The 16,227-nt window shown below is 58.5% G+C and carries 17 protein-coding genes; 14 read left to right on the top strand and 3 right to left on the bottom strand.

Features of this window, described 5'->3' with window-relative positions; all coding sequences use genetic code 11:
* Positions 1-23 precede the first annotated feature (23 nt).
* Positions 24-836, top strand: a complete 813-nt coding sequence (locus L1P08_RS03585; protein ID WP_303618636.1) for a tetratricopeptide repeat protein — start codon at positions 24-26, stop codon at positions 834-836.
* 77 nt (positions 837-913) lie between these two features.
* On the opposite strand, the gene xth is transcribed toward L1P08_RS03585, so the two are convergent.
* Together xth and L1P08_RS03575 are read right to left on the bottom strand one after the other, a co-directional pair.
* Positions 914-1,699, bottom strand: a complete 786-nt coding sequence (xth, locus tag L1P08_RS03580) for an exodeoxyribonuclease III (protein WP_303618635.1) — start codon at positions 1,697-1,699, stop codon at positions 914-916.
* Between the two features lie 143 nt (positions 1,700-1,842).
* A complete protein-coding gene (locus L1P08_RS03575) occupies positions 1,843-2,193 on the bottom strand; it encodes a HesB/IscA family protein (RefSeq protein ID WP_303618634.1) in 351 nt (116 codons plus the stop codon).
* A gap of 92 nt (positions 2,194-2,285) precedes the next feature.
* On the opposite strand from L1P08_RS03575, the gene L1P08_RS03570 reads away from it, so the two are divergent.
* The 12 genes from L1P08_RS03570 (at position 2,286) to L1P08_RS03515 (ending at position 14,970) form a co-directional block, all read left to right on the top strand.
* Complete coding sequence (locus L1P08_RS03570; protein WP_303618633.1) at positions 2,286-3,479, top strand: deoxyguanosinetriphosphate triphosphohydrolase; 1,194 nt, start codon at positions 2,286-2,288, stop codon at positions 3,477-3,479.
* 31 nt (positions 3,480-3,510) lie between these two features.
* Complete coding sequence (gene argS, locus L1P08_RS03565; protein ID WP_303618632.1) at positions 3,511-5,265, top strand: arginine--tRNA ligase; 1,755 nt, start codon at positions 3,511-3,513, stop codon at positions 5,263-5,265.
* Positions 5,266-5,368: 103 nt separating this feature from the next.
* Positions 5,369-7,543, top strand: a complete 2,175-nt coding sequence (locus tag L1P08_RS03560; protein WP_303618631.1) for an SPOR domain-containing protein — start codon at positions 5,369-5,371, stop codon at positions 7,541-7,543.
* A gap of 161 nt (positions 7,544-7,704) precedes the next feature.
* The gene (locus L1P08_RS03555) at positions 7,705-8,517 is read left to right on the top strand and encodes a segregation and condensation protein A (RefSeq protein WP_438268433.1); all 813 of its coding nucleotides are present in this window, start codon (positions 7,705-7,707) and stop codon (positions 8,515-8,517) included.
* The gene (scpB, locus tag L1P08_RS03550) at positions 8,510-9,196 is read left to right on the top strand and encodes an SMC-Scp complex subunit ScpB (RefSeq protein ID WP_303618630.1); all 687 of its coding nucleotides are present in this window, start codon (positions 8,510-8,512) and stop codon (positions 9,194-9,196) included. The genes L1P08_RS03555 and scpB overlap by 8 nt, the downstream gene beginning before the upstream one ends.
* Entirely contained in the window at positions 9,193-10,317 is a 1,125-nt protein-coding gene (locus L1P08_RS03545; protein ID WP_303618629.1) for an ABC transporter ATP-binding protein, read from the top strand. The genes scpB and L1P08_RS03545 overlap by 4 nt, the downstream gene beginning before the upstream one ends.
* Positions 10,318-10,378: 61 nt before the next feature.
* Positions 10,379-10,582 (top strand): twin-arginine translocase TatA/TatE family subunit, encoded by a 204-nt coding sequence (locus L1P08_RS03540; RefSeq protein ID WP_303619488.1) that lies wholly within the window; start codon positions 10,379-10,381, stop codon positions 10,580-10,582.
* Between the two features lie 48 nt (positions 10,583-10,630).
* The gene (locus L1P08_RS03535; RefSeq protein ID WP_303618628.1) at positions 10,631-11,383 is read left to right on the top strand and encodes a Sec-independent protein translocase subunit TatA/TatB; all 753 of its coding nucleotides are present in this window, start codon (positions 10,631-10,633) and stop codon (positions 11,381-11,383) included.
* 3 nt (positions 11,384-11,386) lie between these two features.
* Positions 11,387-12,208 (top strand): twin-arginine translocase subunit TatC, encoded by an 822-nt coding sequence (tatC, locus tag L1P08_RS03530; RefSeq protein WP_303618627.1) that lies wholly within the window; start codon positions 11,387-11,389, stop codon positions 12,206-12,208.
* Positions 12,209-12,239: 31 nt separating this feature from the next.
* Positions 12,240-13,520: a serine--tRNA ligase gene (serS, locus tag L1P08_RS03525; protein WP_303618626.1), complete on the top strand. Its 1,281-nt coding sequence runs from the start codon at positions 12,240-12,242 to the stop codon at positions 13,518-13,520.
* Positions 13,517-14,305, top strand: a complete 789-nt coding sequence (gene surE / locus L1P08_RS03520; protein ID WP_303618625.1) for a 5'/3'-nucleotidase SurE — start codon at positions 13,517-13,519, stop codon at positions 14,303-14,305. Before serS ends, surE begins: the two co-directional genes overlap by 4 nt.
* Entirely contained in the window at positions 14,302-14,970 is a 669-nt protein-coding gene (locus L1P08_RS03515) for a protein-L-isoaspartate(D-aspartate) O-methyltransferase (protein WP_303618624.1), read from the top strand. The genes surE and L1P08_RS03515 overlap by 4 nt, the downstream gene beginning before the upstream one ends.
* A gap of 173 nt (positions 14,971-15,143) precedes the next feature.
* On the opposite strand, the gene L1P08_RS03510 is transcribed toward L1P08_RS03515, so the two are convergent.
* Positions 15,144-15,296 (bottom strand): hypothetical protein, encoded by a 153-nt coding sequence (locus L1P08_RS03510; RefSeq protein WP_303618623.1) that lies wholly within the window; start codon positions 15,294-15,296, stop codon positions 15,144-15,146.
* Between the two features lie 103 nt (positions 15,297-15,399).
* Here L1P08_RS03510 and L1P08_RS03505 point away from each other — a divergent pair, with 103 nt between their 5' ends.
* Complete coding sequence (locus L1P08_RS03505; RefSeq protein WP_303618622.1) at positions 15,400-16,227, top strand: LysM peptidoglycan-binding domain-containing M23 family metallopeptidase; 828 nt, start codon at positions 15,400-15,402, stop codon at positions 16,225-16,227.

The raw sequence follows: 16,227 nt of genomic DNA, 5'->3' as shown, positions 1-16,227 counted from the left end.
CGGCGGGGGTGGAAAGAGGATTTATGCGGATTTTTGATCCCCGGCGTTTCGTACTGTCCATAGCGGTGCCGTCCATATTGTTTTTGAACCTGGCGACGGCGCCGGTATTCGCGCAGACCGCAGTTGAAGCTGCGCTGGGCATGGCCAATCTCATGGATGGTGCCGGTGGCGGCATTTCCAACGACGAACTTGTCGCAGCCCTGCAGGGCGCGGCAGAAGCAGGTCAGCCTATCGCCATGTGGCGGTTGGGCGTTATGTATGAAAACGGCGAAGGCGTTGAGAAGGACAGGGTCAAGGCCTTTGGCTATTTCTCCCGCATCGCCAATGACAACGCCAACACACCACCCAAATCACTTGAAGCTGATATTGTCGCGCAATCCTTCGTGAAGGTTGGCGAATATTACCGCGACGGCCTGCCGGATGCAGGCATCAAGGTCGATAGCCGCCGGTCGCACGCACTGCTGATGCACGCCGCTTCCTATTTCGGCGATGCCGATGCGCAATATCGCGTCGGACGGCTTTATCTTGACCAGAACGAACTGGGCATCAATGCACTGCAAAGCGCGCGGTGGCTGTCGCTGGCAGCCCGCAAGGGCCATGCCGTGGCACAGGCGACGCTGGGCGACTTGTTGTTCAACGGGGCCGAAGATGTGGATGCGCAGCCAGTTGAAGGCCTGATGTGGCTTGCCGTTGCCGATCACAATGCGCGCGGAACGCCCGAGCAGGCCAGCATTGCTGATATGCTCAATGATGCGATGTCAGTCGCCACACCCGAGCAGCGCGCAGAAGCCATGATGGCCGCCGATAACCTGGGGCCACGATTCGGCGGTTACTAAGTCCCGGATTCAGCCCGGTTTAAGCCTTGTTTCAGGGCTAATGTTGCCCCTGATTGTCGGGTCTCTTAGCCCTGAAATTAAAGGGCAAACACCCCTTCAACCGGCACATGGTCGGAGGGCTTGTCCCAGCCGCGTGTATCGCGGTGAATGGTGACGCCGTCCAGCCGGTCAGCCGACTGTGGAGAGAGCATCAGGTGGTCGATCCGGATACCATTATCCTTGCGCCAGGCACCCGATTGAAAATCCCAGAATGTATAGGCCGGGGCATCCGTAACGCTGCGTAAGGCATCGGTCAGACCCAGATTTGCCAGTTTCCGGAATTCTTCAAGGCTTTCAGGGCGATAAAGTGCGTCACCCCACCAGGCTTTCGGGTCATGACAATCGGCGGCAGTCGGAATGAGATTGAAGTCGCCCAAAAGAATAAACGGTTCCTCCAGCGCCAGCCTGGTCTCGACAAAGCTGCGCAATCGCGCCATCCATGCCAGCTTATAGGGAAATTTCTCGCTGTCTTCGCTCACCGGGTTGCCGTTGGGCAGGTAGATATTGCAAACCCGAACAACGCCCGAGGGCACGGAAAACACGCCCTCGATCAGTCGCGCTTGCTCATCGCTGTCATCGCCAGGCAGGCCACGCGTCACTTCATCGAAGGGCAGGCGGGAGAGAATGGCGACGCCATTAAACCCCTTCTGGCCGTGTGTTTCGATATTATAGCCAAGCGCCTCAATTTCGGCGCGCGGGAAGTTCTCGTCGATTGATTTGATTTCCTGCAAACACACAATGTCGGGCTTATGCAGTTCAAGCCAGTGCAACACCACCGAAAGCCGCGCCTTGATGCCATTGATGTTCCAGGTCGCAATTCGCATAGCTCGGTCTCGTGGTTTGGCGTCAGGGATATGTCATAAATACCGGCAGGTCGGCAAAGGGCCAAGCGGGAAACGCGAACTTGTGCAGCTTTCCAGAACTTGTCGGCCGTCACCGTCAAGGCTGGATTGGTTTCAAACTGCCGTCAGACCGAAAAACTGGTCCCGCACCCGCAAGCCGCCACGGCGTTGGGGTTTGTAATCTGAAACGACTGGCCGATCAGGTCATCAACAAAATCAATCTCGGCGCCGCCCATGAATTCCAGCGACATGGAATCAATCAACACGGTGGCATCGCCATTGGTCAAAACCAGATCGTCATTGGCCGGGCTTTCCTGCACGACGTTGTATTCGTACTGAAAACCGGAGCAGCCACCACCCGCGACTGAAATGCGCAAAACCGCGCCTTCTGGTTCCTTGGACAGGATTTTTGAAATCCGCTTGGCGGCGCGCTCTGTCAAAATGACATCATTTGGTGCTAATGCAGTTTCAGCCATGCCGATACCTCTTCTGCCGCGCCCGGCGGCAATATGTGTTTCCCATAAGATAAGAAGCGAAGGCGGCAATGAAAAGGGGCTTGTGTTCACCAATGAGCGAGTTGGCATCTTACGCATCTGATCCGGCGACAAGCCGCGGGCGGCTTTTTCAGCCCGGCGCGAGCCCAACGCGGTCCGAATACCAGCGCGATCGCGACCGTATCCTGCATTCCACGGCTTTTCGCCGCCTGCAACATAAAACACAAGTCTTCCTGCATCACGAAGGCCATCACTTCCGCACGCGGTTGACCCATACGCTCGAAGTCTCACAGATCGCCCGCTCAATCGCCCGTGCCTTGAACCTCAACGAGGATCTGGCAGAGGCCGTGGCCCTCGCACACGATCTTGGCCACACCCCGTTCGGACACGCCGGCGAACGGGTACTCAATGCCAAGATGGCCCCCTGGGGCGGCTTTGACCACAATGTCCAGGCGCTGCGCACGGTCACCAAGCTTGAGAACCGCTATGCCGAGCATGATGGTCTCAATCTCACATGGGAGAGCCTTGAAGGTATCCTCAAGCATAACGGGCCCATCGTGAACGAGGACGGTTCCCCGGCAGGGAAATATGCGCTCGAAGGCTTGCCTGCCGGGCTGGATGACATTCCCGCCAGTGCGGATCTGGAAATGCACACATTCGCCGGGCTGGAAGCACAGGCCGCCGCAATTGCAGATGATGTGGCTTATAATGCGCATGATATTGATGACGCCATCAGGGCAGGGGTGCTCAAGATCGAGGATTTGCGCGACGTGGCCCTGGTCGGCCCGATTGTCGAGGAAGTGCTTGCCAGGTGGCCCGATATTGAGCCGACACGACAAACCCACGAAGTTCAGCGCCGCCTGATCACCCGGACCATTGAAGACGTGATCCGCACCGGTGCAGGCGCACTTGCGGAAGCGGGGCCGCACAGCGTTGATGACGTGCGGCATGCCGGTCGCACGCTGATTGGCTTTTCATCTGAAATGGCTGAGGCGGAGCGCGGGTTGAAACGTTTCCTCTTTGATCAGGTCTACCGGGCCGATACCGTTATGGTCCATGTCAGCCGCAGCGAAGACGTGGTCGCGGCATTGTTTGACCGGCTTTTTGAAAGCGGCGATATGCCCGGCAAATGGGGTGAGGCCGCCAGATCTGCGGCAAATGACACAGCGCGCGCCCGCATTGTTTGCGACTTCGTTGCCGGCATGACGGACCCTTATGCGCTCGATCTTTACCAGCACTTGTTTGACGCTCGGCCCGATTTCCGCTAACCGCAACGCAGGTTTGGCAACGGAAACTATTATGGACGTCTTTGACATCTTCTCCGGGCGCGTCGCTGATGCGCTCACAAAACTTTATCCCGGCGATGACCGCCTGGCCCCGCTGCTTGAAAAAGTCGTGGTTGAGCCGCCGCGCGATTCTGCGCACGGCGACCTGTCGACCAATGCTGCCATGGTGGTTGCCAAGCCGCTGGGCATGAACCCGCGCGAAGTCGCCGCCGCGATTGTTGCAGCCTTTGAAACAGATACTGACGTAGCCTCGGTCGAGATTGCCGGACCCGGCTTTATCAATTTCCGTCTGCATAACGATATCTGGCACAAAATGCTTTCGACCATTGCCACCGAAGGTGTCAATTTCGGGCGGGCCGATATCGGGCGCGGTACCAAGGTCAATGTCGAATACGTGTCCGCAAACCCCACGGGCCCCATGCATGTGGGTCATACCCGCGGCGCGGTCTATGGTGATGCGCTTGCCTCACTGATGGAATATTGCGGGTTTGATGTCACCCGCGAATACTATCTCAATGATGCCGGTGGACAGGTCGATGTTCTGGCGCGTTCTGCTTTCCTGCGTTACCGGGAAGCTTTGGGCGAAGATATCGGCGCCATCCCCACAGGGCTCTATCCCGGTGATTATCTGGTGCCGGTGGGCAAGGCCCTGGCAACGGAATTCGGTGACAGTCTCCTCGGCAAGCCTGAAACTGAATGGCTGGAGACAGTCAAAACCCGCGTACTGGCCGCGATGCTTGATCTGATCAAGGCGGATCTGGCCAAGCTCAATATCACCCATGAAGTGTTCTTTTCTGAAAAGACGCTGCACGGGCAGGGCGGGCAGATCGAGTTGACCCTTGAATGGCTGCGCGAAGAGGGGCTGGTCTACCAAGGCACGCTGGAGCCGCCCAAGGGCAAGACGATTGAAGATTGGGAAGATCGCGAACAAACCCTGTTCCGCGCCACCGATTTTGGCGACGATACCGACCGGGCGCTGGTCAAGTCGGACGGCGCCTATACCTATTTTGCCTCCGATATCGCCTATCACCGCGACAAGTTTTTGCGCGGATTCAATGAACAGGTCATTGTTTTGGGGGCTGATCACGCCGGATATATCAAGCGGCTGCAAGCTGCGGTAAAGGCGATCTCAGGCGGCCAGGCGCAGATCGATGTGCGCATTTGCCAGCTGGTTCGCCTGCTGCGCAATGGCGAGCCGGTCAAGATGTCCAAGCGCTCTGGCGATCTTGTAACGCTGGCCGACGTCGTTGACGAGGTTGGCTCGGATGCCGTGCGTTTCATGCTGCTGTTCCGGCGCAATGATGCAGCGCTGGACTTTGATTTCGCTCTGGTGAAAGAGCAAACCCGCGACAATCCGGTGTTTTATGTCCAGTATGCCCATGCGCGGGCATGCTCCATTTTCCGAAATGCCGAGCGGGATATCCCGGATCTGGATATTTCAGAGACAGCGCTGCAAGGTGTCGATTTCAGCGAAATAAACTCGCCCGAAGAGCTGGAATTGATCCGCTTGATTGGCCAGTGGCCGCGTATTGTCGCCGCTGCGGCCAAGGCGCATGAGCCGCATCGCGTCGCGTTTTATCTGCATGATTTGGCCGGCGGGTTTCACGCCTTTTGGGCCAAGGGTAAGGAAAACGTTGATTTACGGTTTGTTAACGCAGATAATTCGACAATAACCTTAGCACGGCTAGGTTTGGTCAACGCGGTACGTCAGGTTCTCAGAAGTGGCCTGGCGATGTTGGGGGTTACAGCGCCGGACGAGCTTTCATAATTAAGGCACATTGATATGAACAATCAATACGCTGACTGGGAGAAGCCCAGATTCATGAAAGTTCTGAAAGCGCCAGGTTATGGGTACTGCGAAGATGTCGCGTATGTCGGATGATGGAAACTCGTCAGATGATCTGATCGCCGAACTGGCAAGATTGATGGCAGATGATGCGCGTGGCGAGCCTGCGCCCGCTGCTGCCAAGCCGGTTCAAGAACGGTCAGGGCGCCCCGCGCCTAATCCGGTTGCTTCCCCGGAACCTGGTTCTGCGCGTCCCGCGTTCGGCGCGCCGCCCAGTGAGCGCTTGAACGCGACCCGTAGTTCTGATGCGCTTTACGAACATGATGAGCGCCCGAACGAGGATCACCTCGGTACCCGCGTCTCACCCAAAATGACCCCCACCTTTCGCAACCCCACCTCCCGCGCCAATTTGCTGCGCGAAGTGGTGTCGGAAGAAACCTCGGAATTCGTTGAAAATCAACGGCCTCAACAAGAAGAAGACCGCACGTCTCATGCCGCGGCCCAAGCGCCAGCACCGCATCAAAAGATTGCGGATGACGATGCCTTCAAGGGCATGTTTGGGGATGAACGGGCAGATGCACGTAACGCTGCGCCACAGTTTGACGATTCCGATCTGGAGTTCGAAGAGATCGATTTTGGCGACACGGCTGAACCTGCGCAGCAGGCATCCACGCCTCCGGCAACGCCGCGTGACCCCCATTCCGGTTTCCGGACGGCACCCGAGCCGCAGGATGATCCGGAAGACGATCCGATTGCCGAGTTAATTGCAGCACAATTGCATGATGAGCCAGAGCCGCGCGACCCTCATTACGGGCGCGATCCGGCTGCAGACGACGAAAACGATAATTTTGCTATCCCGCCGGTATTCGGGTTGGGCAACGCTGCTATCAACACTGAGGGGCGCACTCCACCCAAGGCCGATCCGCTCGACGATATCGAGAGCCTGATTGGCAATGCTGTGCGCAGTGGTATCGCCTCGAATGAAACGCCCCGCAACGAATCGCTGCGCCGCGAGCCGCAAATCGCTGATGAAGACGTAAACGGCGCTGCCTCAGCGGCAGAAGCTGCGATATTGGCCGCAACGACTTCCATGCGTGGTGGCGAAGCTGCCGCGCCGCAGGCACGGGCCAATGTTGACCGTTTTGACGATTCTCTTGACGATCATCGTGCCGACACTGACGAAGCCCCTGAGGCTGAGTGGACACCGAAGCGAGAACAACGCGGTGGTCTGCGCCGCCTGGCAGGCCCTGCAATTGCAGGCACTTTGTTGCTGGCCTTGGGTTTTGGCCTTTATTGGGTATTTGGGGCCGGGCCGGAAACGGATGTCGATGCCCCGGTGCTGAGTGCGACTGCTGAACCGGTGAAGATCGAGCCTGAGCAACCAGCCGAGGCAGAATCGGAAGCACCGAGATCCGTCGTGTTTGATGCCCTTGATGGCAATACGGCACCCGGTAATACCGAACAACTGGTGTCCAGAGATCAGAGCGGAGACGTCGCAACAGATGTCGCCAGCAACGATGTCAGCCGGATCATCACATCGGAAGACGATGGTGAAGAAGCCGGACTTGCCAATCGCAAGGTCCGCACCGTTACCGTCCGTCCCGATGGCACAATTGTCAGCGGCGAGGACACGCTTGCCGGTGCGGAAGTGCTGCCGGTCGAGCGTCCGGACGTGCCCGCCTTGCCGGAAGGCACGCAAACGGCTGCAACAGAACTTGCGACGCAACCTATTCTGGCAGCTGATGCGGTCGCGCGTCTCGCAGCCGAAAGCACAACAGCGGCGCTGGTCAACACACCTGTCATACCGGTGCCGTTGCCGCGTCCTGTCAATCGCCCGACGACACCGACACCGGGCGCGGGCAGCATTGCGGCACCCGCGAACAATACGTTTGGTGCGACATCAACGGATGCAAACAGCCAGGCCGTCGATCTGATCGCCAATCTCGCAAATCAGACCGTCGCCGCACCAGCTGCGACCACCCCTGCCGCGCCGTCGTCCAATGCCGGGACGCTGGGTAGCGCCTATGTGCAGCTATCCTCACAACGGAGCGAAGAGGCAGCAAACCAGTCGCTGGCCGCGGCACAACGGCGTTTCGGTCAGCTTCTGACGGGTGGGCCGCTGGAAGTGCAGCGCGTCGATCTTGATGACCGTGGCACGTTCTTCCGCGTGCGCATGCCGGCCAGTTCGCTGCAAACGGCAAACGACGTCTGCACCAATATCAAGGCCAATGGTGGCGACTGTTTCGTGCGCACCAATTAATTCTGGTCTGATCCAGCGCCAGTTCACGTAAATTACGCCCGGCTTGCCAGCTATTCACATGAATGGTGCCAGCAAGCCGGGATTGTCTTTCTGCCAGTCTTGACGCTTCCGGACGGAGCGGTGATGGTGGGTTTTCACTCTTGAGGCACCATTAGGCGGTAATGGCCGGTTCAGATTCAAATTGGCTCGATGAGGGGCCCGCAAACGCCGCACGCGGCGAGGTCATGTATGTTGATGTTGACGGCTATGAAGGGCCGCTCGACCTGCTGCTTGAGCTTGCGCGCCGCCAGAAGGTGGATCTGGCGCATGTCTCGGTGCTGGCCCTTGCCGAGCAATATCTGGCATTCATCGAAACGGTGCGGGAAAAGCGCATAGAAATCGCCGCCGATTATCTGGTGATGGCGGCATGGCTCGCCTATCTCAAAAGTCGGCTGATGGTGCCGCAACTGCCCTCAGATGACGGCCCCAGCGGCGAAATGCTGGCCGCCATGCTGCAATTCCGCCTGAAACGGCTCGAGGGCATGCGGCAGGCGGGCGAACGCTTGATCAACCGGCCAAGGCTTGGGCACAAGATTTTTGCCCGCGGCATGCCCGAGCCGATCATCGTCAAACGCAACCAGCTTTGGGAAGCCAGCCTGTATGACTTGCTCAAGGCTTATGCGACCCAGCGCGAGCGCGGGGTGGTCGACGATTATGCACCTGTTGAGCGCACTGTCTGGTCACTGCAGGAAGCGCGCGAAATCCTCGAACGCCTGATCGGGGAATCGCTCGATTGGGTGCCGATGGACGCCTATCTGGCCGAATATCTCGCAAGCCCGAAAGAGCGGGCAACCGTGATGGCCTCCAGTTTCAGCGCCAGTCTGGAACTGGTGCGGCAGGGGCAGGTGGAACTCCGCCAGAATGAGGCTTTTGGTCCCTTGCTGGTGCGCCGCCGGCAACACGCGACGCAAAGTCTGAAGAGCGCAAATGAATAACCACGCCACACCATTGCCCACCAGCGGCGACGCGGAAGTGCATGAATTGCGGGAACGCAATCTGCGTGTGCTCGAAGCCCTGCTCTTCGCTGCCAGCGATCCGGTCGGCATTGAGGAGGTGCGCCCTTATCTGAGCGATAACGCGGATGTTGATGCGCTGCTTGAGGAATTGCAGCGCCGCTATGAGAAACGCGGCGTCAATCTGGTCAAGCGCGGCAAGAACTGGGCTTTCCGCACGGCAGAAGATCTCGGCTTCCTGCTGCGGCGCGAGGAAACCGAAAACAAGCCGATGACCCGCGCCACCCTCGAAACCCTGTCGATCATTGCCTATCACCAGCCAACAACCCGCGCCGAAATTGAAGAAGTGCGCGGCGTGGCGACCGGCAAGGGCACGCTCGACATTTTGATGGAAGCGGGCTGGATTCGCATGCGTGGCCGCCGCCGGACACCGGGACGTCCGGTGACCTATGGAACGACTGATGCATTTCTCGATCATTTCGGTCTCGAAAGCCTTGGGGATCTGCCGGGCCTTGAAGAACTGAAGGGGGCAGGGCTGCTCTCCAGCCGTTTGCCCAATGACTTGAACATACCCTTGCCATTCGATGGTGGGTTGCGGGACGATGAAGATCCGTTGGACCCGGATGAAGAAGACGACGATTTGTTTGAAGGCGGGTCATGACAACCAGCAAAACCAGGCCCGACACCGATACGGTGGCCGGGCAGGATTGGGGCACGCGCGGCACAACGGGCGTCAGCTTTGCCGCCGCGCTGAATTTCGAAAATGTTGTCGCCCGCCTCGGCGGCAAGGTCATTCTTGATCATCTCAACCTGAGCCTGACACCGGGCGAGATTGTCTGTCTGCTCGGAGAATCCGGCTCCGGCAAATCCACAATTCTGCGTGTTGCTGCTGGCATTCAGCCTGTCGACGAAGGCATCGTACGGATCAACACGGAAATCGTCTCCGCGCCCGGCATTCAGGTGCCCCCGGAAAAACGCGGTGCTGGGCTGATGTTTCAGGACTTTGCACTGTTCCCCCATCTCAGCCTGCTCGACAATGTGACCTTCGGACTGGCGCAGCTGGGCAAGGCCGAAGCCAGACGGCAGGCGCGGGGGGCGCTGAAACGCGTCGGCCTTGACGGGCGCGAAGCCGATTTTCCACATATGCTCTCCGGTGGTCAGCAGCAGCGTCTGGCGCTGGCGCGGACAATCGCCCCGCGGCCGGGCATTATCATGCTGGATGAGCCCTTTTCGGGGCTTGATGCCCGGATGCGCGAAAGTGTGCGCGGCGAAACCCTCGCGGTACTGCGCGAAACCCATGCCACCAGCCTGATTGTCACCCATGACCCCGAAGAGGCCATGTTGATGGGGGATCGGGTGGCGCTGTTGCGGGCAGGGCGTATTGTGCAAATCGATACCGCGGCCAAAGTCTACCAGGCGCCGGCCGATCTGGCAGCGGCGCGATTCCTCTCGCCCCTTAGCGAAATCGCCTGCACTGTCAGCAATGGCGCGGTAGATACCCCGCTTGGATACGTCGCAACGCCCAATCGGCGTGATGGCGAACGGGTGATTATCGCTATCAGACCCGTCGGCGACGTTACGCTAAAGCGTCAGGGCCCTGGAACATTAGGCAGAATTGTCTCCAAACGTGGCGCTTTGGGCATCGATATCTGTGAGGTGCTGGTTGAGGGAATGGAACGCCCAATTCGCGTTCGTTTACCCGCAGAACCCACCATTCAGGTTGGTCATGACGTGTCTTTGCGGTTAAATCCGGAACATGTCCTTGTTTTTGACCAGGATTGACAATATTTGTGGTCTTTAAAGTTCTGCCGACATGGCCAGACAAACCGAGTGGAGAATATCAATGAATCCGGGCCCCTGGGGAATTCTCGTCATCGTCGTCGCTGTTTTGCTGCTTTTTGGACGCGGCAAGATTTCCGGCATGATGGGTGAAGTTGCTTCCGGCATCAAAGCCTTCCAAAAAGGCATGAAAGATGAAGACAAGCCGGTGCCGCACATTGACGCGCAGGCTGAAGCCGAGCCGGTCAAGAAAAGCAAAGACGCTTAGCCCCTTAAATAATAAGCGCGGCCGGTCTTCCGGTTCGAGGATGTTTATATGCTGAGCATTGGCTGGCCAGAGATGATGGTCGTTGCGGCCGCGGCGCTGATTATCGTTGGCCCCCGCGATCTGCCTGCGCTATTGCGCAATATCGGCCGCGTCGCAGGTCAGGCGCGGCGCATGGGCAATGAGTTCCGGGCCGAGATCAACAAGGTCGCAGCCCTTGATGACGTCAAGGATATCAAGAAATCGATCACACAGCCGCTGACCCAGTCGCGCAGCGAGATCGAACGCGAATTCAACAAGATGACCCCCAGTGGCGGCTTTGAGCCGAGCGGAGCGTTGAAGCCGACCGATCCAAAGGTTGAAAGCGTCTACGACCAGATCAAATCTGCCTCGGCCACGCCCGATGAGGCACCCGATCCCGCCGCCGCCGCAAAAGCCAGCATGGCTGCCGCCGTGACCCGCGCGCGTGACAGCAAGGCCGCCGAAGCCGCTGAAAACACAGTCTCGGCCCCGGCAAAACCAAAGACCGCTGCAAAGGCAAAGCCGCGCACAACAAAAGCCAAAACCGCCGCCAAGCCACGTGCCCGTGCCGCCAGCGCAAAACAGGATGCCTCGAAATCGGCAACGAGCAAGCCCGCAGCAGCAAGGGCGCGACCGGCCAAGACTAGCGCCTCCAAGACTAGCGCGCCCAATAAGACCACCACTTCAAATGAAGCGACATCTGACACAACCACCGGCACGGCGGCAAAAAAGCCTGCCGCCAAAAAACCTGCGGTTCGCAAACCCCGCGCCAAGAAGGCCTAAGCCATGAACGCGCCGGACAAAATCAAGAACCAGGTAGATGGAGCAGGCGAAACCGCCGACGAATTGGCCGGCACCGAAGCGCCGTTGATTGAACATCTAATCGAGCTGCGCAAACGCCTCGTCATCGCGCTGGCGGTAATCGCTGTGCTGTTTGTGGGCTGTTTCTTTGTCGCCGATAAGCTGTTCGAGTTTCTCCTGGGCCCATATGCGCGCGCCGCGGGGGGCATCGACAGTGTCCGCCTGATCTATACCGCGCCCCAGGAGTTCTTTTTCACAAAGCTTTCCGTGGCCATGTTTGCCGCGATCTTTTTCTCGTTTCCGGTCATCGCGACCCAGCTTTATGCCTTTGTCGCGCCGGGACTTTACAAAAAGGAACGCGGGGCATTCCTGCCTTACCTCGTCGCCACACCGGTACTGTTCGTCATCGGTGCCTCGGTCATGTATTATGGCGTTCTGCCGCTGGCGCTTGGCTTCTTTCTTTCGCAGGAAGTCAGCGGTGTGGGCTCAGCCACCATTGAAATGCTGCCGCGGGTTTCAGAATATCTGGGCCTGATCATGACACTGCTGCTGGCCTTTGGTGTCTGCTTTCAGATGCCGGTTGTTCTGACATTGCTTGCCAGCATCGAGATCGTTGACGTCAAGAAGCTGAAATCCTGGCGCAAATATGCCGTTGTGGCGATCCTTGTGGTGGCCGCGTTCCTGACGCCACCGGATCCGATTTCCCAACTGGGTCTTGCCCTGCCTCTGCTGCTGCTCTACGAGATTTCTATTCTGTCCGTGCGCATGGTGGAACGTCGCCGGGTGCGTGCGAAATCGTCTGAGTAAGCCAACTAGAGGCCGGGATACCGGACCGTTCATGTTTGATATTAAATGGATTCGCGCCAACGCTTCGGCGTTTGATCGTGCTCTTGAACGGCGCGGGGCTGCACCTGAATCTGCCAGCCTGCTCGCGCTTGACGACCGGCGCCGTGCGCTTGTCGCCAGCCTCAATGACGCGCAGGAAAAGCGCAACGCCGCTTCCAAGTTGATCGGTCAGGCCAAGGCGCAAAAGGACGAAGCCAGGGCCGCAGAGCTGATGGCGGAAGTTGCGGACCTGAAAACCGTCGTGCAGAAGGGCGAAGAAGAGGAGAGGGCGCTGACACAGGCCCTCAATGACGCCCTCGCTGTGCTGCCGAACATGTTGCGTGACGATGTGCCGGACGGTGCAGACGAGAACGACAATGTGGAACGCGGCAGTTTCGGCACACCGCCAAAGTTTGATTTCACGCCGAAAGAGCATTTCGAACTGGGTGAAGCCTTTGGCGAGATGGATTTCGAAACCGCCACCAAAATGGCTGGATCGCGCTTTGTCGTGCTCAAGGGGCAGATTGCCCGCATGGAACGGGCGCTCGGTCAGTTCATGCTGGATGTGCACACCACCGAACATGGCTTTACCGAAGTGGTTGCGCCCTTATTGCTGAAGCCCGATGCCCTGTTCGGGACCGGCCAATTGCCCAAATTCAACGAAGACGCATTCGAGACAACGGACGGCCGCTGGCTGGTGCCGACATCAGAGGTTTCTCTGACCAATCTTGTGCGCGAATCCCTGTTGTCGGAAGATGAGTTGCCTTTGCGCTTTACAGCGCTGACGCCGTGTTTCAGGGCTGAGGCCGGTTCTGCCGGGCGCGATACGCGCGGCATGCTGCGCCAACACCAGTTCAACAAGGTGGAAATGGTCGCCATCACCACACCGGACAGATCGGACGAAGAGCATGAGCGCATGCTTTCCTGTGCCGAAACCGTCATGCAGCGTCTTGAAATTCCCTATCGTGTTTTGCGGCTTTGTGCCGGCGACATGGGATCAACCATGGCACGCACCTTCGATATCGAAGCCTGGTTGCCGGGGCAGGATGCCTATCGCGAGATTTCCTCGGTCTCGATCGCCGGTGATTTTCAGGCCCGCCGCATGGATGCGCGCTATCGCGATGCCGATGGCAAGCCGCAATTCGTGCATACGCTCAACGGTTCGGGTGTCGCTGTCGGCCGCGCCTTGATCGCGGTGATGGAAAACTACCAGCAACAGGATGGCACCATCCGTGTACCTGAGGTTCTCCGTCCCTATATGGGCGGCCTGGAGTTTATCGGCACCCCGTCATGACCCAAAACCCGCGCATCCTCATCACCAATGATGACGGTGTCGATGCGCCGGGTATCGCCATCATGCGGGCAATTGCTGCCGAAATCTCCGATGATGTCTGGGTTGTCGCCCCTGAGGGTAACCAGAGCGGGGTTGGACACCGGCTGTCCTTTGGCACGGAGATGACGCTCGACAAGCGCGAACCCAATGTATACGCGCTGCCCGGCACCCCGGCGGATTGCGTCATCATCGGCTGCACCCATCTTCTGGCCGATCATAAACCCGACATTGTGCTGTCTGGCGTCAATCACGGGCAGAATCTGGGTGATATAATCCATTGTTCCGGCACCATGGCCGGAGCACGTGAAGGCGTTATGCAGGGTTGTCTCGGCATTGCCATGAGCCAGGCAATTGATTTTGAGCGCGAGCACGAGGTCAATTGGGATACTGCGCGGGACTATGGCGCAGATGTCGTGCGCGGCCTGATCGCGGAACAGCAGGGAAAAGACACCGTCTATAACGTCAATTTCCCAATGGCCCGGCAAGGGCAAGTGCCTGATGTGCGCGTGGTGCCGCACCAGCGGTTTTCGATATCGCCATTCAAGTATTATCCAAGCCGGAACAAGGGAAAATTCTTCGTCGCCATTCCCGAAACGCCGCAACCGCTCAATCCGGGGCATGATTTCCATGTCCTGCATCATGACCATGCCATCACAGTGACGCCGCTGCTGCTGCAACAAACCGACACCGACGCGGCGGCAAGACTGGAGGGGCGGCTTTCCATCCGCCAAAAGGTCGCGCAATGAGTGACGACGGGCCCATCGAATTCACCGATGTTCAAATGGCCCGGGCGTCCCTGATTCTCAGCTTGCGGCAACACTGCATCACCCAGCCCGATATTTTGCGCGCTTTTGAGAGCGTACCGCATGAGGCGTTTATCCCCAGGGACTATGCCGAATATGCCTATCGGGAAGGCTCGCTGCCGATTGCCTGCGGTCAGAGCATTACCTCGCCGTCGATTCTCGCCGCCATGCTGGTGGCGCTCGAGCCTGCCAATAGCGGAAAACTGCTCGAGATCGGCACCGGCACCGGCTATTCCGCCGCTTTATTGGCGCGCTTGGCCAAACGTGTGTTCACCCTCGAACGTCATCAGGAACTGGCCCATATCGCCCAGACAAACTGGGGGCAGCTCTCCATCAGCAATATTGTCGGTTTTCATCTCGATGGGTTGCTTGGGCTTGCCGGGCATCAGCCATTTGATCGTATTCTTTTGAATGGGGCTGTAGCGGAAGTTCCCGAGATATTGCTTGAGCAATTGGCTGATGGCGGCGTGCTGGTCGCCCCGGTTGGGGCTGCGGGCGAACGGCAAACCGTGACACGCATTGAACGTGCCGACGATGATTTCGTGACGACCGAGCATGGATCTGTCCGCTTGGCAGCGCTTGTGCCCGGTAAATCGCGTCCGCTTTAAACTCATCTTTACCTTAACAGGTTTAATCTCAATCAAGTTTAATGGTTGAGTATGAGTAAACCCATGAGTAACCGCGTATCTGGACGGACAATTCGTAGCGCATTTGCGCTGACCGCACTGGTCGCTGCGTCGAGTTTTCTCACTGGCTGTTCTTCAGTTGGTAGCCGCATGTTTCAGGATCCTGTAGTCACCGGCTCCACAACAACCAATGCAGGCGCGAACATGGGGCAGGCCATGCCGGGTCCGCTCATGGTTGCCTCCAGCTCATCCGCGCCATATTTGCCGCCGTCCAATATCGGGGCATCTTCCGGTCCAATGCTCTCCAACAGCCCAGCTCCCAGCCTTCCCGCTCAAGGGTCTGCGCCGAAAGTCATCAGTCAGGACCTTCCGTCTTTGAACTCGTCGTCCGCAGTGGGGAGCAACCAAACCATGCCTGCGCAGCTTTCTGTTTCGCCTAACCAGCCCGTTGTGAGTTCCGCCGCATCTGCTGCGGCGGCCGCAAAACTCAATGCGTCGCCCCAGACCGGCTATACGCATGTCATCGAATCCGGCGAGTCGCTTTACGCAATCGCCCGTAAATATGATGTGTCGACCGACTCGCTTGTGCGGGCCAACGGCCTGGCATCTGCCGACAAGATCTTCGTTGGGCAGAAAATCATGGTTCCGGGTGCCACTGGCGCCCAGACACAGTCCGCGCCGATGCAAACGGCGGCTGTTTCAGCGCAGCCCCGCACGCCGGTAAAGCCCGCGGCTGCCGTTACACGTGAAGAGGTGGCGCAACCCACGCCGGTTAAAACGACGCCAGCCGCGGCCGAGCAGACCCCGGTTCAGACGGCCAGCGTCGCCGCAACTGAGGCCAGGCCGGCACAAGCAGCACAGCCTGCCGCCGGTAATGGCAAATTCCGTTGGCCTGCCAGCGGCAAGCTGATCTCGGATTTTGCCGCATCAAAAGGCACGGGGATCAATATCGAGGTGCCCGAAGGCACGGCGGTGCGTGCCGCAGATGCTGGCACCGTCATTTATGTCGGTAACGCGGTGGAAGGTTACGGCAACCTGATCCTGATCAAACACGAGAATGGCTTTGTCTCTGCCTATGCGCATCTGTCGCAAGCCAGTGTTTCCAAGGGTGATTCTGTCGCGCGTGGGTCGGCAATCGGCCTTGCGGGCATGACCGGTTCAGTCAACCGGCCACAACTGCACTTTGAATTGCGCAAAGGCGCAACACCTGTCGATCCTGTGCCGCTGATGGCCGGGTAA

This window comes from Mariluticola halotolerans (assembly GCF_021611515.1).
GTDB classification, from domain to species: domain Bacteria; phylum Pseudomonadota; class Alphaproteobacteria; order Rhizobiales; family Devosiaceae; genus Mariluticola; species Mariluticola halotolerans.
Note: the sequence above shows the minus strand (reverse complement) of the source record. Positions and strands in the feature narration are given on the sequence as shown.